The sequence below is a fragment of the Psychroserpens sp. genome (genome assembly GCF_047633235.1).
Lineage (GTDB): Bacteria > Bacteroidota > Bacteroidia > Flavobacteriales > Flavobacteriaceae > Psychroserpens.
The window spans coordinates 95,672-118,794 of record NZ_JBLIET010000001.1 but is presented as its reverse complement, the minus strand read 5'-3'; the positions used below and the strand labels follow the sequence as shown (position 1 = coordinate 118,794).

Genomic DNA, 23,123 nt, shown 5'->3' with positions numbered 1-23,123 from the left:
AGAGGTGCTCTTACGTTCGTAAAGTAACTCATGTAGACAAAATTTTACTGTATTTTTGATTAAATCCAAAAAGTCAAGATAAGTTCATCGTAAAAATGTATTAATAAAACTATATTTGTGCCACTTTAAAAAAAAATTATGTCATTTTCAGATTTATTTGATAGCGGATTCAAAAAAAGAAACGAAGACCACTTTGCCTCTATAGTTAGAGTTGCCATGGACGATGGAATTATTACAGAAGAAGAAAAAGCGTTTTTAGACCGTACAGCGAAACGTTTAGAAATTGGTGAAAATAATTATGCTGAGATCTTAAAAAACTACAAATCACATCCTGTTAACCCACCAACATCTTATGATAACCGTTTAGAACGTTTATATGATTTAGCGCGTATGGTTTATGTAGATCATATTAAGGGAGACCACGAAGAGATTGTATTATGTAAAATTGCTATTGGATTAGGTTTCTCTTCGAAAAACGTAAAATATGTGGTTGATAAAGCTTTAACTTTGGTGAGTAATGGTGTAGATTTAGATACATTTATGGCGGAAATTAAAACCATGAATCAATAATAACTTGTTTATCTATTGAACATTTTAAAAATTAAAAAAAAACAGCCACTTAAATAGCAGCTGTTTTTTTATGAAATATAATTTGATTTGTCAATATACTCTTTAAATGCAGTATTTAAAAACACATGCCATAGACCGTCACCAGCAGGATATCGTGTAAAACTAAAATCATTTTAACGCTCCAAAACCTTGTAAGACTTCTAATTTCCAAACCTACTTGCAGGCAGGGAAAAAAATCTTTAAACCGCTGCATCACGCATAAACTCCTCAGCTTTTTCTACCATGTTTTTACTTCCGCAAATAAATGGGACACGTTGATGGAGCTCTGTAGGTTCAATATCCATAATTCTCGTAAAGCCGTCACTAGCCCTACCCTGGGCTTGCTCTGCTATAAATGCCATGGGATTACACTCATAGAGTAAACGAAGTTTCCCGTTAGAATTCGTTGAACTTTTTGGATATAAATAAATACCGCCTTTAATCATATTTCTATGAAAATCTGATACTAAAGACCCAATATAACGACTTGTATATGGACGATCCCCTTCTTCTTGTTGGCAATATTTGATATAATTTTTTATCCCTTGCGGAAAGTGAATATAATTACCTTCGTTTACTGAGTAAATCTTGCCATCGTCTGGAAAGCGCATATCTGGGTGCGATAAATAAAATGTACCAATAGCTGGATTTAGTGTAAACCCATTAACGCCATAACCCGTTGTATATACAATCATAGTTGACGTCCCGTAAACAATATACCCTGCAGCTACTTGTTGATTCCCTTTTTGAAGGAAATCATCTATAGTTACCGGTGTTCCAACAGGAGTCACGCGTCTATAAATAGAAAAAATGGTTCCAACAGAAACATTCACATCAATATTTGAGGAGCCATCTAAAGGGTCTATTAAAACAATATACTTATTTTGATTGTTCTCATCTTGGCTGTTAATCGCAATAAAATCGTCTTCCTCTTCACTGGCAATACCACAAACGATATTACGTTTAGTCATGGTTTGGATGAACTTTTCATTAGCATATACATCTAGCTTTTGTTGGTCTTCGCCTTGAATATTGGTGTCTCCTGCAGCACCAATCATATCTACAAGTCCTGCTTTATTAACTTCGTGATTAACAACTTTTGCCGCTAAACGAATAGAATTTATAAGTCGGGATAACTCACCAGACGTATATTTAAAAGAGGATTGATTTTCAATAATGAATTCACCTAGCGTTTGGTTTTGTCGAGACATATAATGTGTTTGTTTTTACAAATATCTTATTTTTTTGTTCAACTACAACGTTTTCGTGCAATTATTGTATCCTGTAATACTATAGTTTAAACTATATTTGGGCTAAAGAAAAAATATGCCTTTCTCCATTCGCCAAGCCACAAAAAAAGACTTACCGAGAGTACTAGAACTCATCCTTGAATTAGCAGTTTTTGAAAAAGAACCTCACGCTGTAGAAGTTACTGTAAAGGATTTAGAACAAGCCGCCTTTGAAAATCCAAAACAGTTTGTTTGTTTTGTTGCAGAAAGCGAAGGTATTATAGAAGGTATCGCTTTGGTTTATAATCGTTTTTCTACTTGGAAAGGATCTATCTTACATTTAGAAGATTTGATTGTGAGCCAAAATAAAAGAGGTTCAGGGTTAGGCACTGCACTTTTAGATGAGGTTGTAAAATACGGTCATAATTTAGGTGTTAAACGCATAAGCTGGGAGGTTATAGACTGGAACGAGCCTGCTATTATTTTTTACGAAAAGAAAGGCGCAGATGTCAAACGTGATTGGGATGTTGTTCATCTTAATGAAGACGCCATAAAAAATTATATATCAAATATATAACATGCAAGTATTCAAATTTGGAGGAGCTTCAGTTAAAAATGCTGAAGGTGTAAAAAACCTAGCTCGTGTATTACAGCAAGTTGGTTATGAAAACACATTAGTCGTTGTCTCTGCAATGGGCAAAATGACTAATGCACTTGAGTTGGTTATAAAAAATTATTTTGAAAATAAATCTGAATTACAAAGCTCAATTCAAGAGATTAAGCAGTTCCATAACAAGATTTTATTAGACCTTTTTGAAAATGTACAACATCCTGCATTTAAAAAAGTATCTTCAATTTTTGGAGATTTAGACGGATTTTTTCTTCGGAATAAATCTCCAGATTATAATTTTGTTTATGACCAAGTCATTGGTTTTGGGGAATTAACATCCACCACCATTATAAGTGCTTATCTTAATGAGGTTGGTTTAAAAAACAAGTGGTTAGATGTGCGTGAATTTATTAAAACCGATGATTATTATCGCAGGTCTAATGTGGATTGGGAACAAACACAAAACAATATAAAAACCAACTTAGATACTAAGGTCCTAAATATAACTCAAGGCTTTTTAGGTAGCGATGCCAATAATTTCACAACGACATTAGGACGAGAAGGAAGTGATTACTCAGCCGCTATTTTTGCCTATTGTTTAAATGCTGAAAGTGTCACCATTTGGAAAGATGTACCAGGTGTTTTAAATGCCGATCCACGTTATTTTGAAAACGCACAACTACTAAATACTATTTCTTATAGAGAGGCTATAGAATTGGCATTTTATGGCGCTTCAGTAATTCACCCTAAAACCTTACAACCTTTACAGCAAAAAGAAATTCCTTTGTTTGTGAAATCGTTTTTAAACCCTATAGACGCAGGAACACGCGTGGGCAAAGGGGTAGGCATAGAACCAAACGTGCCCTGCTTCATCGTGAAAAAGAATCAAGTATTGATTTCTTTATCATCGCTAGATTTTAGTTATATCGTTGAAGAAAATATCAGTGAAATATTTAAATTACTACACCTTTATAAAATGAAAGTTGATGTGATCCAGAATTCCGCGATTAGTTTTTCGGTATGTTTTGAAAATACTTATAATAATTTAGAACGTTTGCTTCAGCATCTTAAAGCAAAATTTAAAGTAACAATTAATGACAATGTAAGTCTTTATACTGTGAGACATTATAACGAACAGGCTATTGCTTCCCTAGAGAAAGATAAAGAACTACTTTTAAAACAGTTAACTCAAGAGACAATTCAAATAGTAACTCAATAAAGAATTCACTATTTTTACCGTTACTATTAATCAGATATGACCAAAGAACAAGATAAAGGATTAGTTACCGCGAGAGAGGTCGCAAAAGTAATTAATGCGGACAAGTATGGCTTTATAGGCACGTTTTTTGGGTGGTTATTGATGAAAGTCTTAAAAATATCTACAATCAACAGGTTTTACAAACGCAATAAGCATTTAAGAGATGGTGAATTTTTGGATGCCATATTAGATGATTTTCAAATTAAATTTGAAATTCCTGAAGAAGATTTAAAACGTCTTCCAAAAGATGGTGCTTATATTACGGTATCCAATCATCCGCTTGGAGGAATAGACGGGATTCTCCTGCTTAAACTTATGATTGAGCAACGTCAGGATTTCAAGATTATAGCCAATTTTTTATTGCATAGAATAGAGCCTTTAAAGCCTTACATAATGCCTGTTAACCCATTTGAAGACAGAAAGGATGTAAAATCTAGTATTACGGGTTTTAAAAATGCGATTTTACATTTGAGAGATGGTCATCCATTGGGTATATTTCCTGCAGGAGAAGTCTCTACTTATAAAGACGGAAAACTCGTAGTTGACAGACCATGGGAAGAAGCTGCAATGAAATTGATTCAAAAAGCAGAAGTCCCTGTTGTGCCTATTTATTTCCATGCTAAAAACAGTAGGCTGTTTTATAAGCTCTCTAAGGTTAGTGACACCCTCAGAACTGCAAAACTACCTTCGGAAGTACTAACTCAAAAAAATAGAGTTATTAAGGTTAGAATTGGTCGTGCTATTTCAGTGAGTGATCAAAAAGAACATAAATCATTATCTGATTTCTCACATTTCATAAGACGAAAAACGTATATTTTATCGAATTCTTTCGAAGATAAACCTAAAATTTTAGATAATATATCTAATACATTGAAGCCTCCAGCAAAACCGCCTAAGCGTATCGTAGGATCTGTAAGTGCAGAAAAAATGGCAAGTGAAGTAAATGCTTTAAAAGAAGGTGATTTTAGATTGCTTGAAAGTAAAAATTACGAGGTCTATTTGACCGAAGCTAAACTCATCCCAAACATACTGCATGAAATTGGTCGTTTGCGAGAAATTACATTTAGAGAAATTGGAGAAGGAACAAACGAAGCTATTGATTTAGATAGTTTTGACACCTATTACCACCATATGTTTTTATGGGATACCAACACCAAAAAAATTGTTGGAGCTTATAGAATGGGATTAGGTTCTAAAATTTTTGAACGCTATGGTATTGACGGCTTTTATCTTCAAGATTTGTTTAGGTTTGAGCCAGAACTTTATAAAATGATGAGTGAATCTATAGAAATGGGTCGCGCATTTATAATTAAAGAATACCAGCAAAAACCAATGCCTTTATTTTTACTTTGGAAAGGCATCGTGCACACGACATTGCGTTATCCGGAACACAAATATTTAATAGGAGGTGTAAGCATTAGTGACCAGTTTTCTAATTTTTCAAAATCTCTTATGATTGAGTTTATGAAATCGCATTATTACGATCCTTATGTAGCGCAATACGTTCATCCTAAAAAAGAATTTAAAGTTAAACTTAAAGATGCCGATAAGGATTTTGTTTTTGATGAAACCGAAGCAGATTTAAATAAGTTTGATAAAATCATAGACGAGATTGAACCTGGCGCATTGCGTTTACCTGTGCTTTTAAAAAAATATATCAAGCAAAATGCGAGGCTTGTAGCTTTTAATGTGGACCCTTTGTTTAATAACTCGGTAGACGGCTTGATGTATATCAAAATTGCAGATTTACCTGAAAGCACTGTAAAACCAGTAATGGAGGAGTTTCAAGCAGAGTTAGAACGTAAGTTTTCGAGCAATAGTGATGAATAGATTTATTTCTTTTTTTCTTTTTTTATGTGCTATTAATATGCACGCACAAACATTTTCTGGAACCGTTTTGGATGCAGTAACAAATACCCCATTAGAATCTGTTAGTATTTATTTCGATAACACAACTATAGGAACAACTACTAATGATAAAGGCTATTTTTCTATTGAATTCACAGACGCCGTTAAATCGACTCTAGTGATTTCATTTTTGGGTTATGAAAAAGTGCTTATTGCTGACTATCGTACTAAAAACAGTATCAAGATTCTATTAAAAGAATCTATTAACGAACTAGGCATTGTTGTTATTGATGCAGACGACGGTATGTCTCGAGAGTTAAAGATGAAGAAATTCAAACGAGAGTTTTTAGGCAAATCTGAAAACGGAAAATCCTGCAGAATTCTTAATGAAAAAGATATAAAGTTACGTTACAATAAACGTAAAAAAACATTATCGGCTTGGAGCAACAGGCCCATACTGATCAAGAATAAAAATTTGAAATACGAAATTAGTTTTGACATTATTGATTTTGAAATGACATTAGGAAATTGGGGAGTAACATCTGTGTTGTACTCAGGCACATCATTTTACAAAGACCTGAATACTACACAAAAAAAAAGCATAGCTAAAAATAGAGCAAGAGCCTATAAAGGTTCTGTTCTACATTTTATACGATCATTATTTAACAAGCAATTACAAGAAAATGATTATGTTTTTGGTGTTAAAGGCTTCACAGTAAACCCATATGAGTATTTTATGCTGTCTACGCTCAATGATTACGGTTATAAAACAGTAACTTTAAAAGAGAAACTCAATATCTTTTATAAAGGCACCATTGCATCTATTATTCAAACATCCACTACCCAGTTCAAAATAGACAAATATGGAAATTATGCTCCAATAGAAGATGTCATCTTTGGCGGTGATATGGGAAACCAACGCATCGGAGATTCCTTGCCATTGGATTTTGAAATGGAACATTAATTTTAACAAGTGTGGCCGTAAATTTTATAAAAATGAAATTAACCATTTTATGTTTTTATTTTATCTCTTGCTTTAGTTATTCACAAACAATTACAGGTATCGTATTAGATGCTACAACCAATTTACCCATTGAATAGTGCTTCTGTATACTTTGATAACATGACCATAGGTACATCTACCAATAATAAAGGTGAATTTGAAATATAAAAAAGCGAAAATATTAGCTCTGACTTAGTTATTTCATTTATTGGTTATGAAAAAGTAGCTATTAAGGATTATGACACCAATTCAATTTATAAAATTATATTAAAAGAATCTCCAAATATACTTGATGAAGTTTGAATAAACAGTTTTGATGGAATTACTAGAGAATTAAAACTTAAAAAAATTAGAGAACAATTTCTAGGTCATTCTAAAATAGCTAAATCTTGTACTATTTTAAATGAAGATGATTTGATATTCAGATACGATAAGAAACAAAAAAGAATTTCTGCTTTTGCAAACAAGCCAATACTAGTTAAAAATGAGGATTTACAATATTTAGTATCTTTTGAAATAGGGATCTTTGGCATCGATTTTAGTTACGTTAATCTTGAAACAAAAGATTTTGTAATAAAATCTGTTTTTTATAAAGGCACATCATTTATACCTCCTTAGAAGGTTCTCAAAATATAGAAGCAATTAAGAATAGACAGAAAGCCTACAAGGGGTCTCTTTTACATTTTATGAGAGCATTATCAAAGTAAAATCTAAAAGAAGAAAAATATATTTCTGTATCCAAGACAGATAGTAATATGCTTTTTAAAGTAAAGTTGCGTGTTCCTTTATCTGTTCTTTATAAAAATAAGTTGCAATCTGATATAACATCACCAAAAATCTACAATTATCGAAAGCAAAAACCAAAAAAGAAAATGCCTTTTAAAGATGGAGATACTTTAATTCCTCAATTATTGCTAAAACTTTCAAAAAAAAGAAGAAAGCGAAAACACAAAACATATATTTTAATACAGAGTTCATTATAGACAACTTTGGAAACTAGAATCCAATAGAAGCTTTCTCTCTTATTGGGTATATGGCAGATTTAAGAATTGGAGATCGCCTACCTCTAGATTATAGCTTAGAGGAAGCGAAGTGAGTATTTACAAAATCTTTTACGTAATTCTTAATCTCAGTACTAGCTTTTAAAAAAGCGTCGTACTTTTCCTGGTCTGAGCCCATCACTTTTGAAGGATCAAAAAAATTATGATGTAATCTTAAAGCATTCATACTTGGGATATATGGACAATTTTCATTTGCATGGTCACAAACAGTAATAATAATATCAAAGTCAATTTGGGCATACTCATCGACATGGTTAGATGTATGATCAGAAATATCTATATCATCTCCCTTCATAATAGAAACTGCACCAGTATTTAAACCGTGGGTTTCAATTCCTGCACTATAGATGTTTGCTTTGCCTTTGGTTAATATATTAAGATAGCCGTGAGCCATTTGGCTCCTACAAGAATTACCAGTACAGAGTATTAGAATGTTTTTCATATGATATTTTAACAACAATTACTACTTGGATCACAACAGACTTCAACAGTTTCTTTTTCTAAACGATCTATAGCCATCTCTGGAACACCACACAACTCTTTGGCTTTACAATCTGTTTTTTTTGTACCTAATTGGAATATGACTTTATTCTCCTCTATTTTAAACTCATTAACAAATAATTGTGCCGTATGAAACGAGGCGTTACTATATTCAAATTTGATTTCAGAAGCTAAGTCATAAGACCTCATTTTACCAACTGTTTTTAAAATTGCTAAAGCTTTTAAAACAGACATATATTTAGTTCTATTTCTCTCTAAAGGGCTTTCCCAAAGTTGGATGATGGTTTCATTCCAAGAATCGGTTTGTGCTCCACAATCTACTGAATCTACTTTTATATGCTTAACCTCAGTAATGTGGTAATTAGCACCTATAAATTTGTTTGATGTATATTCAAATAATAATGTTTTGTCTTGATGTTGTTCTAATATTGAGAATAGTTCTAATGTTTTCATTTTAGTTCTAATTTTTAGTTCGACGCATAAGTAAAATAGTATTGATTATCGGCTAGCAGCAATTGGTTTTTGTATTTATAAAAAAAGAATTTAATAATATTTGAAACTCTTCAAAGCGTTCTATATTGAGGCAATAACATTTTTTCTTTCCTTCAAATCGACCTTTCAATAAACCAGCATCACCAATCACACTTAAATGTTGCGAAATAGTGGCTTGTGATAATCCGATTTCATCAACCAAGTCGTTGTTGATACAACCTTCCTGTTCACTAATATATTTAAGGATAGCTACACGAGCAGGATGTGCAAACACCTTTGCTATGTTGGCAACTTCATTAATACTTTGATTATAAATAAAACGTTTTGTCGCTCCCATAATTCATTACTATAACGTAAAGATAAGCTTTATCATCGTAATATTGCAATATTACGATGATAAAATGAAAATAAAAGCCAGAATATAAAATCCTGGCTTTTAAATTATATACTTTTAAACCACTCTTGAAACTGGTTTCCAAGTAAAAATACTGGTTTTTTTTCTCCACTTAAAGCCCCTATTAAGCTCATTATCCACATCGCAACGGGCAAAATCCATGCAATAAAATTAACCACAGGAACAATACTACAAACAAATCCTAGAAGCATAATCCCTAAAACTTGACGCACATAAAATGAACCATATTCCGTTTTGTTAGAGCTATTCATTACAATGGCAATAATCCATCCTATTAATGTAATATGTGCAATTATTGCTACATTCTTACCATCCCCTAAAACGTGCTTAGCAGCATTTGCAAATTCCTTGGTTGAAGCTTTAGCTTCATCAGCATACTCAGACGCTTTTTCTTTGGCATCACTAGCAAATTCTTTGGCTGAACTACTAATTTTATCTCCTACATTTTTAGCACCTTCTTTTGCGTCTCCTATCATATCGTCAAGGTCATCACTCAAATTTTTATTATCATCTGACATGTTTCTATATGTTTAATTTATGATTATCCTATAAATTTAACAAAATTAATATATAATCCTTTTATTTTATACCAAATAGCTTTTGAAAAAATCCTTTTTTTCTTTAGCCTTAGCATATGTTTCTATAGCATCTTCTGTAAAATCTTCTAATTTATATTCTGACCTCTCAGTAAATTCAGAAACTTTCTCTTTGGCAACATCAGCATATTCTCCTAACGTTACTTCCGCTTCACCTGAAAACTTAGACGCCTTTTCTTTAGCATCTTCTATGAACTCTGCGGTTTTTTATTTTGCATCATCTGTAAACTCAGTAAACTTCTCAACAGAGTTACTTGTCAATTGAGAAGCCTTACGCTTTGCGTCATTAAACATTTCTTTTCCGTCGCCCTCCATAAAATGAGTTGCCTTATCTTTTGCGTGTCCGAAAGCTTCTTTAGCATCAGCAGATAATTCGTTAGCTTTTTCTTTTGCAGTATCAAAAGCGCCACTTGCGTTTTCTTTTAATTCAGTTGTTTTGTCTACAATACCATCAGTTGTTTCTGTTATAGAACCTTCAGTTGATTCCACAATAGCATCTAAATCTTGCTCTCGCTTGTCATTTTTTTTACTCATTCTAATCATTTATTTATGAGTAGTTTACTTTTCGTTTTTTTTATATTACTTCTTAAAAACTTGTTCAATTGGTTCCCAAAGCTCAATTTTATTGCCTTCATTATCCAAGATCCAACCAAATTTCCCATAGCTGTGCGCTTCCATTTCGCCTAGTATCGTGACTCCTTCTTCCTTTAAGGTGACTAATAACTCTTTTAAGTTTTCAACTCGATAGTTAAACATGAACTCTTTTTTAGAGGGTTCAAAATATTTGGCATCATTTTTAAATGGACTCCATTGCGTAGAGCATTCATTACCCTCTTTATCTTTCCACCAAAATGTACTCCCATAATCATCTGTATTAAACCCTAAATATTTACTATACCAATCTTTTAATGCCTTAGGATCCTTACTTTTGAAGAATATTCCGCCTATTCCTGTCACTCTTTTTTTCATTCCTATCCCTATATTAATTAATCGTTATTTTATTTCTTCGGAAATGTAAACGCAACCTAATGTAGTCTTATTTTTTTATTGTAACCTTATAATCACCAATCCACTCTTGTACAGCCATTTTTTCTAAAAACTGTTTGATTAAATCATATGGAATATCATCCATTTTTTTTTAAACGCCCACAACTTTTGCCCATGTCTAATTTAGACTTACAATGTTTAGGATACTCTGTCACAAACCAATCATACAATTCCCTCTTAACATACATACCAAAATGATATAGTGCAATAAAATTATTTTGAGACCCCAAGTTTATAAATGGCAAAGGCGGAAATGGTTTACAATGATACCCATCTGGAGATATAGATTTCGAAACATAATATCCCAACATACCATATAACATTCCAGCTTCTAAACCTTTAGGCATGTGTTTTCTAATAAGGGCGTCTAATGTTCTAATTGGTCCTTTTCGATCCTCGGGTAGTTCGTTGATATAGGCTTCTGGCGAAGTTGCTTTAGATTGCATAGTGGTTCAAATGAACACACTAAAGTTAACAAAATTCTAATGCAATCTTATCAACGATTGTTTGAGCAAGCCTCTCTTTACTTTCAAGAGTCCATCCAGCCACATGCGGTGTTAAAATAACATTTTCTGCGGAAATGAGATACTTAAAAGCTTCTGGCATCTCGACTCCACTCGATGCGACAGAAGGTTTAAATAAATTTTCAAATGATGATTTTTCGTATTCTAAAACATCTAAACCTGCACCCAATATTTTGCCAGATTCTAATGCTGAAACTAAATCTTTGGTCACCACGCTTTTTCCTCTTGCGGTATTAATAAGCCAAAACGGTTTTTTAAAACCATGGATAAATTCAGAATCTACCATATCCATAGTGGATGCTGTTTCTGGTGTATGTAAGCTCAGTACGTCTACTTTTTCTTGAAATTCTTGTAACGATACTTGAGACGCATTCTCATCACCTACATGATCTTTAATGTCATAACAAAGCACCTCAACGTCAAAACCTCGTAGTTTTTTAGAAAACGATTTTCCCATATTCCCATAACCAATGAGTCCAACAGTTTTCCCGTCGAGCTCTAGTCCGCGATTTTCCTCACGTCTCCATTTGCCCTGACGAACTTCCTTATCTGCTTTAAGCAACTTATTAAACAAAGATAGCAACATGGCCAAACTATGCTCACCAACGGCATTTCGATTTCCTTCTGGTGCAGCGATTAATTTTATTCCTTTTTGCTCAGCGTAATCACAATCTATATTTTCTAATCCAGCACCCACTCGCCCTATAAATTTTAGATTTTTTGCAGACTCTAAGAAAGACGCATCTATTTTAAACCGACTACGTATTATAAAGCCGTCGTATTGATGGATGATTTTTTCTATGGCTTCTTTTGAGGACGTATCGTCTTCATCATTAGTGTGCCCTAGAGCATTGAGTTGCTCTATGAGTAATGGATGATTTTTGTCTAGGTGAAGGATTTTCATGTTTACTTCCTGCAAAAGTAGGAATCTCTTTTTAGGTTAGATGCTATTAAGGCACTTCGACTGTGCTCAGTATGACATTAATTAATTACAAATTTTAGAAATGCTTAGTCTTATATTATTGATTTTAAACAGTCGTTTAATTCTTGTCATCTAAACACTTTTGACAAGAATACCACGAATTTATACAACTCAATTCGTTATCTGAAAACATACGCAAATCAAATCTTACGTATTTCACGAATAACACAGACTTTCAGTCTGTTTAAAAAAAGCTTAGTTATTCCAAAAATATCAAGAAAAGCAATTATGAATTTAATTTCTAAACCTCATAGGTTTTGAAAACCTATGAGGTCTTTTTGATAATTATATTTCAGGATATTCGCTTTGAGTCCTGTCATCTTGCACATTTCCCGTGTGTGCTGTATCTAATTTTTCAAATAGCAGTAAATGCACTTCTTCACCATCTTTTGTGGTTGGATTATGTTCTATGCCTTTGGGTACAACTATGATTTCACCTTCTTTTACAACTTCTGTCCTATCTCTAAATTGCATGTACAATGTACCTTTCACGACTTGAAATAACTCGTCTTCTTCATCATGACTATGCCACACAAATTCACCTCTTATTTTAGCGAGTATGACTTGCATATTATCTACGGTTGCAATGCGATGAGGATGCCATTGCTTAGAGAACAATGTGTGCTTTTCTTTAATATTTATGGGTTTCATTATAAAAGGCCTTTAAGTTGTTTAAAGTTACAAACTTCTGCGCTAACGATTGTAGTGGAAATCCTTTTACTTTTTAGCAAAAGATTGTAGCGAAAAGCGTGACGAACCGCAGCCTTTTTTTTGCGAAGGTTGGTAGCGTCCAAAAAATTAAAACCCAATAATCAATCCTGAGAGCACAAAAAACAGGTAAATCCCGAGGATGTCATTACTGGTTGTAATAAACGGTCCTGTCGCGATTGCTGGATCAATTCCTCGCTTATCCAAGATGATAGGGACAAACGTCCCAACAAGTGCTGCAACAACAATAACAGACATCATTGACACTGCTATTGCTAAACTTTCAGTAGTGTCTTGACCAATAATAAAACCGAAAAGAATCACCAATAACGCCAATACAAACCCGTTAATAAGACTTAATCCAACTTCTTTTAATAATCGACTACCCATGCTTCCTTTGACGTTATCATTGGCAATACCTTGTACAATAATTGCGCTAGATTGTACGCCTACGTTTCCAGCCATCGCAGCGATTAATGGTGTATAGAAAAAGAGTGATGGTACGGTTTCCATGATATTTTCATAGCCTTTCATAATAAACACACTTCCGAGCCCTCCAAAAAGCCCTAAAACAAGCCACGGCAATCGTGCTCTAGTAAGTTCTAAAATACTATCATCTGCCTCAACATCACCAGTAAGCCCTGCAGCCATTTGGTAATCTTTTTCAGCTTCTTCCTTTAATACATCAACGATATCATCAATGGTGATTCGACCTAAAAGGGTCTGATTATCATCCACCACAGGAATGGCTTCTAAATCATATTTAGCCATAACTTTAGCAACAACCTCTAAGTCGTCATTGACATTAACTGAGTCCACCGTGTCTTTAGAAATATCTGAAATTTTTTGATCACTTTTGGCTACAATTAAATCTTTAAGCGATAAGCGCCCTATGAGTTTTTCTTCTTTATTTACAACATAAATGGAGTGCACTCTTGTAACCTCTTTAGCTTGTCCTCTAATGCGACGTAAGCAGCCACCCACTGTCCAAGTTTCATAAACCTTTACAAGCTCTTTGGCCATCAAACTACCTGCTGTATCCTCTTCGTAAGCTAATAACTCTGTAATTTCGTCACGATGCTCTTCGTCTTCAATTTTGGAGATGACTTCTGCTTGCCGATTTTCAGGCAGCTCTGCAATCATATCTGCAGCATCATCGGTATCGAGTTCTTCAACTTCTTCGGCAATTTCTTTTGCAGATAAGTTTTTAAGTACTTTTTCTCTGATATCCTCATCTAATTCCATGAGGATTTCTGAGGTGATTTCAGAATCAAGTAGTTTTATAACATAAACAGAATCTTCTAAATCTAGTTCGTCAAGAATCTCTGCAACATCTGCGAAGTGAAATTCGTTAAGCACTCGCTTGAGCTCCTTATCATCTTTATTTTCAATGCAAAGTTCAACCTGCTCTATGAGCTCATCTGTAAGTTCAAATTGACTATTTTCTCTTTCTAAGATCATGAGGTTTTGAAGTTTCTCTCCGCCAAAAGTGACGCGTTTTTAATCTTGATTCTCATCGTTTTCAACCAGTAGCGTTAATTCTAAAAATGCATCTACGCTTAGTTGTTCTGGACGCTTGTCAAAGATAGCATTTGCTTTTAAATTATCTGAAAGATTAAAACTTTTTAAACTGTTACGTAACGTTTTTCTACGTTGTTGAAATGCCGTTTTCACAACTCTAAAAAACAGCTTTTCATCAACTGGTAATGTAAAGTTCTTTTTTCTTTTAAGTCTTAAAACACCAGAGTCTACTCTTGGTGGAGGAATAAAAACCGTTGGAGGTACTGTAAACAAATACTCAGCCTCATAAAAAGCCTGAACTAAGACTGACATGATTCCATATACTTTTGACCCTTCTTTTGAGCAAATACGTGCTGCCACTTCTTTTTGAAACATTCCGGAAAATTCAGGGATTTGCTCACGCATTTCTAAAGTTTTAAACACAATTTGTGTTGAAATATTATAGGGAAAATTACCAATGACAGCAAACGGTTCGTCCTTAAATACCTCTGTTAAATCATACTTTAAGAAATCCTCTTCATAAACACGATCTGCTAAATTAAGATAGTTGGCTTTGAGATATTCTACAGACTCCCTATCGATTTCTATAACATGGGTTTTAATGTCTTTTTTAAGTAAGTATTTTGTCAAAACACCAGTTCCGGGACCAATTTCTAGAACTTGTTTATAACCTTCTAAGGTTAAAGTATCTGCTATATCTTTAGCGATATTCTCATCATTTAAAAAATGTTGTCCTAAATGTTTTTTTGCTCTTACTTGATGGTTATTTGACACCTTATTTAAATTTTACGTTATACTCATCTACAATTTGAAGTTCTGTTCTAAATGCTAACATTTTATCTGCAAATTTCTTTAGACCTTCTTGACGCAGTCTATCTGCATCTTCTTTATAATACGCATCTAATGCTTCTCTTGAGTATGAGCGAAATTGAATGGAGTATGTTTTTCCTTCCATCTCTTCTTCTACTAATACCCGAGAAAACGTTGCTTTTTCAAATTTCCCAGTGCCTAATACCTGCGGAATATGTTCAGTCTTCATCCATTCTAACCATTCGTCATGTGCCGAATCGTCAATATTTACTGTGATGTTATATATGATCATACTTTCTTGTTTGACTGATGTTGGTCGTCGTTAAGTTATTTTTTGTAGAGTTGTTGCAACATTGACTTTTTTTCCATAACAAAAGTATCCTTCTTAGAAAACCAATAACGCTCTGAGTATCTCTGTGCAACTCTACGAATCACAGTATCACAACTAACCTTTAAATTTATATCGTTTTTTTTTGCAAATAACAGAAGTTCTTTGTCATCGTCAAAGAGTTTTACTGTTTTTTGGTAAGATACCTCTAATTTTCCAAAAGGGTAATAGACCTTTTGTTTATTGAACGTGTAATTGAATAGACAGTATTTATCCTAAATCCGTTTTTTGGAGAGTTTCATGATTTTACTATTGCTTCGTATGCATAACCTTTGTCATGATACTTTTGAAGCATTCAACACTTCATATCCACGTATTCTAAATTGTCTCGATTTAGTAATAAGCAAGTTCCAATAGTTTTTAGGTCTTCTGCTTTGACTTGCATTTTATAATAATCAAAACCATGGTTTTCATGGCATGTGAGTTGGTTGTTTCTTATGAGCGCCGCTGATTCAACAGTTTTGATATTGCGATTCCTATGTCTTTAAGCCAGCCATGTGTATTAATTCTAGACTGAATGCTGCATCATCTGTTGTGATCTCGGAGAGGATTAGACGTTTGGTTTGGGCTATTTGCCTTTTGGTATTGAGTTATATTATTGTAGGTAAAGTCTATCGGAATTGTTGGTGGAAAACACCAACAATGGCTTGGAATTATTGGGTTGTTTGGACAGTGAACTGAAACTGTTGGTAAAAAACACCAACAGTGACTGGGAATTGTTGGTGAAAAACACCAATATTAGCTGGAAATTGTTGATGGAAAACACCAACAATGGCCTGAAGCACCAATCCATGCCAATCTGTTTTTGTGGTTAGTTTTTTAATTTCAACTTTAAATATGTAATCTCTTTTGTGCAATCAGTATGAAATTGAGACTCAAGTTTCAAATAGTAACTATTTCTCGATACTTTAGATTCTTTAGTTCTCCAATCTTGAATTCCAATAACGTATTGTTCTTTAGTTTTTAAATCTGTCATTGCAATTTCTTCTTCTCCATAATAATTTGAGTAAGAAATGGCTGTTTCTCCATTTGCCGTTAATGGTTTTCCCATTGTAAAAAAGGTTGATCCATCATCCAAGTCAACTGATAGGAATCCCCAATACTCATTCCAAATAGTTTCAATTAAAGCATATCCACAATAAACACCTTTGATTGTATAATCTGAATATTCTTTTGTTTGAATATTATTCTTACACACTCTTAAATCAATCGCTTTAATTTCAAGTGTCTTGTTGAGATTTGCAGAGAAGAGATAACAAGAATCTTTAAGCTTAAATATTTCTGGATATTTTTTAGTCAGATTTTGTTCAGATATTATTGCCAACTCAATAAATTCCTTTGGAACATCTTTTATCTGTTGATATTCAGATTTCTCAATAAGTGTAAACTCTGCATTAAGGGAGTTTGATACATTCTGGATTTCAAAATCACAATTTTGAGCCGAAGACACCCGGACAATAGCAATTGCAAATATTAAAATCAGTCTCAAATTCATGGAAGTATTCAATCTAACCAAGACTAGTTTATAGCATCACCGCGCAGCATTCTAAAGCGTTTTCTGGCTTCGATAAAGTAAATACTATCTTCGTGATTAAAGATGATTTTCTCATAGAGGTCTTTTGCTTTTTCTGGCTGTGCTAATTGATTTTGGTAGAGTTCTGCCAAATAGAAATGCGCATCATCTGCCAGAATCTCGTCTCTATAATTAGCTATGATATATTCGTAAGCAGCAACCGCTTTATCTAGTTGTTTCGTTTTCTCATAGAGTTTAGCTTGCATATATAGTGCTTGGTCTTCTATAGATTCGCCTTTATGTTCTTTTAGAATTTTATCTAAAAGAACAATGGCCTCTTCGCTTTTATTTTGAAATGACATCAAGTCTGCTTTTGCATATAAGTTCAAAGCGGTTTGTAATGAGTCCCCATCTTTATTGTCTGAAATAAGTAGCTTTAATTCTAAAGCGTCATTAGCAATTAACTGAGACGTGGAAGCCTTCAAAATTTTTAATTGTGATTCTGCCCACTCAAAATCACCTTTGTAATAACTCGTCTTGGCGACTTTGAACCTCGCTTCTTGAGAGATTGTACTATTTTTAAGATTAGCTTGTATTTGTGTGTAATAAATCAAGGCTTCGTTAAATCGCTCTTGAAACACTAATATATCTCCTAACTTCAGTTTAACGGTTGCTTCTTGGAAGTTAGACAAATTCAATTTCAGACTCTTTTTTAAGAAATCGCTAGCGTCTTTTGGTTGCTGTTTGTTGAAAGCTATAAAATTTCCGTAGGCAATCTGAAGCGCAATCGTTTGCTCATATCTACCATATTTATCAAATAAAATATTAAATTTTTCATCAATCTCTTCAAGCTTCTCTTTCTCTGAGTTTTCAATCTCAATTTCAAGCATGTATTGATTGGCTGTCAATTTGGTATTGATATCTTGAGAATTATCTAAGACAAATTCAAAAATAGAATTAGCACTATTATAATCTTTCTGCTTTACGGTTGTTAACGCCAGATCAAGAATACGACTCAAACTCTCTTGATTTCTGCGATACAAAGCTTTTTCTTGTATAAATGCTTTATTATATTCTTTTTGCTGGATGTATAACCAGCTCAACATATCATTCCAGTGTGGTTGTGGATTGGACTGCGACTTTTTAAGGAGAAGCGTTCTTAAAATAAGATTGTTTTGGTTCTCTTTATTCTCTGACACAAAATCACTAAACGCTCGTTTTGCTGTGTCAAGAAAACTAGGCTTAGCTTCTATGTAATCTAAATAGTTTGAGAATAATAGTTCAATATTTCCTTGTTCTCCATAAATACGAGCAATTTGCATATTAAAATTGAGGTCTGGATTTAATTCCATTCCTTTTTTGTAAGCGATTAAGGCCTCTTCTAATAGAGAATGGTCTTCAAATTTTTTAGCAATCCCGTAGGTATAGGTCGGCCTCTCTTCTACCATTTGCAGGGCTTCTTTATAGTACTTATTAGCCAAATCTAGACTATCTTTAAGTTGGTAGTTATATCCCAGCTCTACTAATAAAGGCGGATATTTAATTTCTTCCATGCGCTGCAAGATTTGCACTTGAGCCTCGTCATATCTTTCTAATTGCTGCAGTGTTTCAATAATTTTATAGATGTATTTAGAGCTTTTTTTATTCTCGTTTAATTTTTGGTAAGAAATCAATGCTTTATCAAATTCGCCACGCTTAAAATAGTCATCGGCTAATTGCTCGCTTTGCGAGAACAGAAGACCGCATGATAAAAAGACTAAACATATTAATATTTGACGCATATTAGATTTTAATTTATGTAAGTACAAGGAACTCATCTTCACTTTTTATTCCTCCTAAAAAAAGACAGAAATCTGCTCATAGTTCAACTATTTTATGAAGTCAAGCAATGTTATACCTTTCAAAAATAGTTTTATCTGAACAGATTTCTCCTAATTTTCGGTTAAAAATGAAAAGTCGAAACGAGTTCAATACATGGCATAACGAGATATTGTGACTGTTTTTACAATTAATTCGCTAAATATCTAGTAATATATGCCATTTCACGTGTTTCATTTAGATTAGAGCAAAAAAATGCCTAAACTTACGTTTAGACATTACCGACAAAATAAATGTGCTATTAATCTATTTTTACAAAAACGATTCAGTTATTCTGCTTGGGATTCTTATAGATTTTATATCCAATTAGTTTTAAAAGAAAACTTTACTTGCTAAAACAATCATTACAACGAGTAGAACTATGCGTTTTATATTTTTCATGATTAAGTAGGTTTGCTCAAATTTGGAATACCAATTTCCTAATTTAAATCCAGAAAACAAAGAAAAAAGCTATAAAATCGCTGAATAACGTCTTTTTTTAGCGTTTAAACGATATTAAAATATGATTTTCCTACAAAATTAAATTTTATCGAATCCTGTATATGGAATTAAAACCTCTGGAATATTGATACCGTCTTCGGTTTGGTAGTTCTCTAGAATACCCGCTAAAACTCGAGGTAAAGCCAAAGAACTTCCGTTTAAAGTATGCGCCAACTCATTTTTACCGTTACTATTTTTAAAACGTAATCGTAAACGATTTGCTTGGTAAGACTCAAAATTAGAAACGCTAGAAATTTCTAACCAACGGTCTTGAGCAGTAGAAAATAATTCAAAATCATAAGTCAATGCAGCAGGAAAACCTGTATCTCCACCGCACAGACGTAAAATTCTATAGGGTAGTTTTAATTCATTTAAAATTTCTTTTACATGATCAATCATGCCATCAAAAGCGTTATAAGAATTTTCAGGATGCTCCACACGAATAATTTCAACTTTATCAAATTGGTGTAGTCTATTTAATCCGCGCACATGAGCACCATAACTTCCAGCTTCTCGTCTAAAACACGGTGTGTATCCAGTAATACCTATTGGCAAATCACTTTCAGCTAATAACACATCTCTAAACACATTAGTTCCTGGAACCTCTGCGGTTGGAATTAAATATAAATCGTCACGAGAGTCATGGTACATTTGTCCTTCTTTATCTGGTAATTGACCTGTACCATAACAAGAGGCTTCATTGACTAGAAGAGGCAACTGATATTCAGTATATCCAGCATTTGTATTTTTATCTAAAAAGTACGCAATTAATGCCCGCTGTAATCTCGCACCTTTTCCTTTGTAAACAGGAAAACCTGCACCTGCTATTTTGTTACCAAGTTCAAAATCGATAATATCATATTTCTTTGCTAATTCCCAGTGTGGTAATGCGCCTTCATGAAGTTTTGGAATCTCACCTTCACTAAAAATTTCTTCGTTGTCTTCTTCAGAATTCCCTTTAAGAACGCTCTCATGAGGTACATTTGGAATCTTGTATAACAAATTAGTAAGCTCGTCTGACTTAGCATTGAGTTGATCACCTAACGTTTTAGAATCCTGTTTAAGTATCGCTATTTTTTCTTTTAAAATATTCGCATCAGTAGCTTTTCCAGATTTATAGAGGATTCCAATTTCTTTTGAAATGGTATTAGATTCTGCAAGCGTATTATCTAATTCTGTTTGTAATTGTTTACGCTCTTCATCAAAGAATATAGCATCATCAACCATTTGTGTGGCATCTATATTTCGTTTAGCCAAACCGGTAATAATGTCTTCTCTGTGTTCTCTAATAAAAGCAACTTGTAACATGGTAGTCTTATGTTTAAATTCACCTCATCATATTGATAAAGTGTATGTTTTAAAACGCCAAATTTAATACATTGACCGTTATTCTAGTCTAGATTTGAAGGTAAAATCCAATCGTGATGTTTAAAAGGATTCCATTTAACACTAGCAAGGTCAACATTGGGATTAATAAGTTGTTTTTTAGGCCCCCCATTAACGCCCACATAAGCTTTCACATAGACCTCTACAGCCATTCCATTTTTAGCATAAACAGATTTTAAACGTTGCGCAAATTGCCACATCATATCTGGTTTACTACTCATACTTCTTATTTGTTTTTTAGTCAAATAGTCTTCTAACTTAATACGTGTTTCTAAATGCGTGACTTTATCTACAACTCTAAAGCTAGTGGTTGCACTTTTAACTCGCAACATCATTCTCCAAGATAATCTATGACCTTCTTCTGTCCATAATACATCATCTTGTATAACACAATGTCTTACTGGAAGTGCTATTTGAACGATAAAATATAAAACAAAGACCGTTTTAAAGACCCTTGCATGTGACGGTATTTCTATTTTCTCTTCGGAAAAAAGCGTCTTTCTTTTTAAAAATAGCCTCTGTATAAACTGAGGTTCAAAAAAGAAAACTGCAAAAGCTAAGGACAAATACGGAAAGATGCCAACTTGAAAAATAAACGAGTTAAACAAGTGGAAAAATAGCGATATAAAGAATGCTACTTTCCGCGTACGCTTCCATAATAATAAAGGTATTACAAGTAAATCGAACAGAATTCCGCCATAAGCTACCAAATAAAGCATAAATTTTTGTTGTAGCACATTTCCGACGAGAAAATAATGCTGCTTACTTTTCATTAAAAGTTCTGGCACTGTTAAATCCAGCCAATCTGGATACATCTTAGCGATTGATGCGTAGGTATATAAAATGAATAATTGTATAATAAAAACCCAACGACACCAATTAGACATGGACATTCTTTTAATACTTGGATTTTGCTTAACGTCAATAGACGCATATTTATGAGCTGGTAAAATCACCATGACAGCGCTCAAAATCATTAAAAAATAGTAATGATTATTATATGATGATTTTTGCATTAAATAGGTGACTGCCCATAATAATGTAAAGGAGAGCATGCTTATTCTATATTTATAACCTACCATGACGAATATCCCACAAATACCCATAATAATATAATGCGCATACATCCAATCGCCTTGAATCGCCTGTAAAAAGTCAAAGCCTATAAAATTAAAAGTGAATTCTGGTTCTACAAGTGTTCGTCTAATCCAACCCGTAACAATCGCTCCAATACTTTCTAGAAAAATTAAGGCTCCAAATAAAATTCTAAATACTATAAGAGAACTGTTATCTATATGTTTAAACAGAAACTTATTCATAGTACTTTTCTATATATTTTACAGCATTCATTTTATCGTTTTGAAGTTGAACTTTAAGTAAAGAAACCGTTTTAAATTTGCACTCATCTCTTAAGTAGTTCAAGATTTCAACTTTTATTATTTTATCATAAAGATCTTTATTCAAATCAAAAAAGTGAACTTCAATAGATTGTTTTTCACCTTCAAAAGTTGGATTCTTACCAATATTCATCATTCCAAAAACGGTTACGCCATCCATAACTGACTTCACGACATAAACACCATCTTTAGGTATTAATTTATAAGTTTCCTGTGGGTCAACATTTGCTGTGGGGAAATTTAAGGTTTTACCGATACCTTTTCCTTTAATTACTTTCCCTGAGATAAAGTAAGGATATCCCAAATAAGAATTTGCGGTTTCAATATCACCCTCTAATAAGGATTGCCTAATTTTAGTAGAGCTTACAGCAACGTCCTCTATGTCTTGAGCGGATATTTCTTCTACAGTAAATCCATATTTTTTTCCATAGATTTTTAGATCATCAATATTTGCTGTTCTATTTTTACCAAAGTGATGATCATATCCAATAATAATATGCTTCGCGTTAAGCTCGTCTACGAGAATTTGCTTCACATAATCTTCTGCAGACAAATTAGCAAATTCCTTTGTGAATTTTGTAATGACGACATCATCTAAACCAAATTGAGACAAAACCACTTGACGCTCGTCGATAGAATGCAACAATTTAATATCAAAATTAGGTTGCAATACCATTCTTGGATGCGGAAAAAAAGTAAGCACTATAGATTTTAAGTGTTTTTCTTTTCCGGTCTTTACTAGTCGTTCTATTATTTTTTGATGACCAATATGAACGCCATCAAAAGTTCCTATAGTAATTATAGAAGGGGATTTGTGTTTGATATTTGTAGTGTTTGGTGTCAGAACCAATTTTTTTGGTAAAAGTA

At 33.2% G+C, this 23,123-nt stretch carries 23 protein-coding genes; 5 read left to right on the top strand and 18 right to left on the bottom strand.

Going from position 1 to position 23,123, the window contains the following annotated elements; genetic code table 11:
* Positions 1-138: 138 nt before the first annotated feature.
* Positions 139-570: a TerB family tellurite resistance protein gene (locus tag ACJAZK_RS00490; protein WP_415222073.1), complete on the top strand. Its 432-nt coding sequence runs from the start codon at positions 139-141 to the stop codon at positions 568-570.
* A 239-nt stretch (positions 571-809) separates the two neighbouring features.
* On the opposite strand, the gene fbp is transcribed toward ACJAZK_RS00490, so the two are convergent.
* Positions 810-1,820, bottom strand: a complete 1,011-nt coding sequence (fbp, locus tag ACJAZK_RS00485; RefSeq protein ID WP_415222072.1) for a class 1 fructose-bisphosphatase — start codon at positions 1,818-1,820, stop codon at positions 810-812.
* A gap of 115 nt (positions 1,821-1,935) precedes the next feature.
* Between fbp and ACJAZK_RS00480 the strand changes: the two genes are divergently transcribed.
* Genes ACJAZK_RS00480 through ACJAZK_RS00465 form a run of 4 tightly spaced genes read left to right on the top strand, consistent with a single transcriptional unit; the run spans position 1,936 to position 6,518 of the window.
* Entirely contained in the window at positions 1,936-2,415 is a 480-nt protein-coding gene (locus ACJAZK_RS00480; RefSeq protein WP_415222071.1) for a GNAT family N-acetyltransferase, read from the top strand.
* 1 nt (position 2,416) lies between these two features.
* Positions 2,417-3,667 carry an aspartate kinase gene (locus ACJAZK_RS00475; RefSeq protein WP_415222070.1) on the top strand — a complete coding sequence of 417 codons (1,251 nt, stop codon included), beginning with the start codon at positions 2,417-2,419 and terminating at the stop codon, positions 3,665-3,667.
* Positions 3,668-3,703: 36 nt separating this feature from the next.
* Positions 3,704-5,536 (top strand): GNAT family N-acyltransferase, encoded by a 1,833-nt coding sequence (locus ACJAZK_RS00470; RefSeq protein WP_415222069.1) that lies wholly within the window; start codon positions 3,704-3,706, stop codon positions 5,534-5,536.
* Between the two features lie 37 nt (positions 5,537-5,573).
* Positions 5,574-6,518, top strand: coding sequence for a carboxypeptidase-like regulatory domain-containing protein (locus ACJAZK_RS00465; RefSeq protein WP_415222068.1), 945 nt, complete (start codon positions 5,574-5,576; stop codon positions 6,516-6,518).
* Between the two features lie 1,110 nt (positions 6,519-7,628).
* Here the strand turns inward: ACJAZK_RS00465 and ACJAZK_RS00460 are convergent.
* The 17 genes from ACJAZK_RS00460 to ACJAZK_RS00380 form a co-directional block, all read right to left on the bottom strand.
* Positions 7,629-8,060, bottom strand: coding sequence for an arsenate reductase ArsC (locus ACJAZK_RS00460; RefSeq protein ID WP_415222067.1), 432 nt, complete (start codon positions 8,058-8,060; stop codon positions 7,629-7,631).
* Between the two features lie 8 nt (positions 8,061-8,068).
* Complete coding sequence (locus tag ACJAZK_RS00455) at positions 8,069-8,572, bottom strand: DUF6428 family protein (protein ID WP_415222066.1); 504 nt, start codon at positions 8,570-8,572, stop codon at positions 8,069-8,071.
* Positions 8,573-8,624: 52 nt separating this feature from the next.
* Positions 8,625-8,948, bottom strand: coding sequence for an ArsR/SmtB family transcription factor (locus tag ACJAZK_RS00450; RefSeq protein WP_415222065.1), 324 nt, complete (start codon positions 8,946-8,948; stop codon positions 8,625-8,627).
* Positions 8,949-9,052: 104 nt separating this feature from the next.
* On the bottom strand, positions 9,053-9,544 hold the full coding sequence (locus tag ACJAZK_RS00445) for a YtxH domain-containing protein (RefSeq protein WP_415222064.1): 492 nt from the start codon (positions 9,542-9,544) through the stop codon (positions 9,053-9,055).
* 285 nt (positions 9,545-9,829) lie between these two features.
* Positions 9,830-10,156 (bottom strand): hypothetical protein, encoded by a 327-nt coding sequence (locus tag ACJAZK_RS00440; RefSeq protein WP_415222063.1) that lies wholly within the window; start codon positions 10,154-10,156, stop codon positions 9,830-9,832.
* 45 nt (positions 10,157-10,201) lie between these two features.
* Positions 10,202-10,591, bottom strand: coding sequence for a VOC family protein (locus ACJAZK_RS00435; protein WP_415222062.1), 390 nt, complete (start codon positions 10,589-10,591; stop codon positions 10,202-10,204).
* Between the two features lie 155 nt (positions 10,592-10,746).
* Entirely contained in the window at positions 10,747-11,115 is a 369-nt protein-coding gene (locus ACJAZK_RS00430) for a DUF1801 domain-containing protein (RefSeq protein WP_415222061.1), read from the bottom strand.
* Between the two features lie 25 nt (positions 11,116-11,140).
* Positions 11,141-12,097, bottom strand: a complete 957-nt coding sequence (locus ACJAZK_RS00425; protein ID WP_415222060.1) for a 2-hydroxyacid dehydrogenase — start codon at positions 12,095-12,097, stop codon at positions 11,141-11,143.
* A gap of 363 nt (positions 12,098-12,460) precedes the next feature.
* On the bottom strand, positions 12,461-12,826 hold the full coding sequence (locus tag ACJAZK_RS00420; RefSeq protein ID WP_415222059.1) for a cupin domain-containing protein: 366 nt from the start codon (positions 12,824-12,826) through the stop codon (positions 12,461-12,463).
* 147 nt (positions 12,827-12,973) lie between these two features.
* Entirely contained in the window at positions 12,974-14,344 is a 1,371-nt protein-coding gene (gene mgtE, locus ACJAZK_RS00415; protein WP_415222058.1) for a magnesium transporter, read from the bottom strand.
* 39 nt (positions 14,345-14,383) lie between these two features.
* Positions 14,384-15,178: a 16S rRNA (adenine(1518)-N(6)/adenine(1519)-N(6))-dimethyltransferase RsmA gene (gene rsmA / locus ACJAZK_RS00410; RefSeq protein WP_415222057.1), complete on the bottom strand. Its 795-nt coding sequence runs from the start codon at positions 15,176-15,178 to the stop codon at positions 14,384-14,386.
* A gap of 1 nt (position 15,179) precedes the next feature.
* Positions 15,180-15,506: a DUF4286 family protein gene (locus tag ACJAZK_RS00405; RefSeq protein WP_028872307.1), complete on the bottom strand. Its 327-nt coding sequence runs from the start codon at positions 15,504-15,506 to the stop codon at positions 15,180-15,182.
* A 907-nt stretch (positions 15,507-16,413) separates the two neighbouring features.
* Positions 16,414-17,097 (bottom strand): hypothetical protein, encoded by a 684-nt coding sequence (locus ACJAZK_RS00400; RefSeq protein ID WP_415222056.1) that lies wholly within the window; start codon positions 17,095-17,097, stop codon positions 16,414-16,416.
* A gap of 23 nt (positions 17,098-17,120) precedes the next feature.
* On the bottom strand, positions 17,121-18,896 hold the full coding sequence (locus tag ACJAZK_RS00395; RefSeq protein ID WP_415222055.1) for a tetratricopeptide repeat protein: 1,776 nt from the start codon (positions 18,894-18,896) through the stop codon (positions 17,121-17,123).
* 616 nt (positions 18,897-19,512) lie between these two features.
* Positions 19,513-20,781, bottom strand: coding sequence for a serine--tRNA ligase (serS, locus tag ACJAZK_RS00390; protein WP_415222054.1), 1,269 nt, complete (start codon positions 20,779-20,781; stop codon positions 19,513-19,515).
* Between the two features lie 83 nt (positions 20,782-20,864).
* Positions 20,865-22,178 carry an HTTM domain-containing protein gene (locus ACJAZK_RS00385; RefSeq protein ID WP_415222053.1) on the bottom strand — a complete coding sequence of 438 codons (1,314 nt, stop codon included), beginning with the start codon at positions 22,176-22,178 and terminating at the stop codon, positions 20,865-20,867.
* Entirely contained in the window at positions 22,171-23,106 is a 936-nt protein-coding gene (locus ACJAZK_RS00380) for a bifunctional riboflavin kinase/FAD synthetase (protein ID WP_415222052.1), read from the bottom strand. The genes ACJAZK_RS00385 and ACJAZK_RS00380 overlap by 8 nt, the downstream gene beginning before the upstream one ends.
* Between the last annotated feature and the right edge of the window lie 17 nt (positions 23,107-23,123).

What these genes read in the sequence shown, in the direction of transcription:
- ACJAZK_RS00490 (WP_415222073.1), top strand. Translation starts at nt 139, where the DNA reads ATGTCATTTTCAGATTTATTTGATAGCGGATTCAAAAAAAGAAACGAA.
- fbp (WP_415222072.1), bottom strand. Translation starts at nt 1,820, where the DNA reads ATGTCTCGACAAAACCAAACGCTAGGTGAATTCATTATTGAAAATCAA.
- ACJAZK_RS00480 (WP_415222071.1), top strand. Translation starts at nt 1,936, where the DNA reads ATGCCTTTCTCCATTCGCCAAGCCACAAAAAAAGACTTACCGAGAGTA.
- ACJAZK_RS00475 (WP_415222070.1), top strand. Translation starts at nt 2,417, where the DNA reads ATGCAAGTATTCAAATTTGGAGGAGCTTCAGTTAAAAATGCTGAAGGT.
- ACJAZK_RS00470 (WP_415222069.1), top strand. Translation starts at nt 3,704, where the DNA reads ATGACCAAAGAACAAGATAAAGGATTAGTTACCGCGAGAGAGGTCGCA.
- ACJAZK_RS00465 (WP_415222068.1), top strand. Translation starts at nt 5,574, where the DNA reads ATGCACGCACAAACATTTTCTGGAACCGTTTTGGATGCAGTAACAAAT.
- ACJAZK_RS00460 (WP_415222067.1), bottom strand. Translation starts at nt 8,060, where the DNA reads ATGAAAAACATTCTAATACTCTGTACTGGTAATTCTTGTAGGAGCCAA.
- ACJAZK_RS00455 (WP_415222066.1), bottom strand. Translation starts at nt 8,572, where the DNA reads ATGAAAACATTAGAACTATTCTCAATATTAGAACAACATCAAGACAAA.
- ACJAZK_RS00450 (WP_415222065.1), bottom strand. Translation starts at nt 8,948, where the DNA reads ATGGGAGCGACAAAACGTTTTATTTATAATCAAAGTATTAATGAAGTT.
- ACJAZK_RS00445 (WP_415222064.1), bottom strand. Translation starts at nt 9,544, where the DNA reads ATGTCAGATGATAATAAAAATTTGAGTGATGACCTTGACGATATGATA.
- ACJAZK_RS00440 (WP_415222063.1), bottom strand. Translation starts at nt 10,156, where the DNA reads ATGAGTAAAAAAAATGACAAGCGAGAGCAAGATTTAGATGCTATTGTG.
- ACJAZK_RS00435 (WP_415222062.1), bottom strand. Translation starts at nt 10,591, where the DNA reads ATGAAAAAAAGAGTGACAGGAATAGGCGGAATATTCTTCAAAAGTAAG.
- ACJAZK_RS00430 (WP_415222061.1), bottom strand. Translation starts at nt 11,115, where the DNA reads ATGCAATCTAAAGCAACTTCGCCAGAAGCCTATATCAACGAACTACCC.
- ACJAZK_RS00425 (WP_415222060.1), bottom strand. Translation starts at nt 12,097, where the DNA reads ATGAAAATCCTTCACCTAGACAAAAATCATCCATTACTCATAGAGCAA.
- ACJAZK_RS00420 (WP_415222059.1), bottom strand. Translation starts at nt 12,826, where the DNA reads ATGAAACCCATAAATATTAAAGAAAAGCACACATTGTTCTCTAAGCAA.
- mgtE (WP_415222058.1), bottom strand. Translation starts at nt 14,344, where the DNA reads ATGATCTTAGAAAGAGAAAATAGTCAATTTGAACTTACAGATGAGCTC.
- ACJAZK_RS00405 (WP_028872307.1), bottom strand. Translation starts at nt 15,506, where the DNA reads ATGATCATATATAACATCACAGTAAATATTGACGATTCGGCACATGAC.
- ACJAZK_RS00400 (WP_415222056.1), bottom strand. Translation starts at nt 17,097, where the DNA reads ATGAATTTGAGACTGATTTTAATATTTGCAATTGCTATTGTCCGGGTG.
- ACJAZK_RS00395 (WP_415222055.1), bottom strand. Translation starts at nt 18,896, where the DNA reads ATGCGTCAAATATTAATATGTTTAGTCTTTTTATCATGCGGTCTTCTG.
- serS (WP_415222054.1), bottom strand. Translation starts at nt 20,781, where the DNA reads ATGTTACAAGTTGCTTTTATTAGAGAACACAGAGAAGACATTATTACC.
- ACJAZK_RS00385 (WP_415222053.1), bottom strand. Translation starts at nt 22,178, where the DNA reads ATGAATAAGTTTCTGTTTAAACATATAGATAACAGTTCTCTTATAGTA.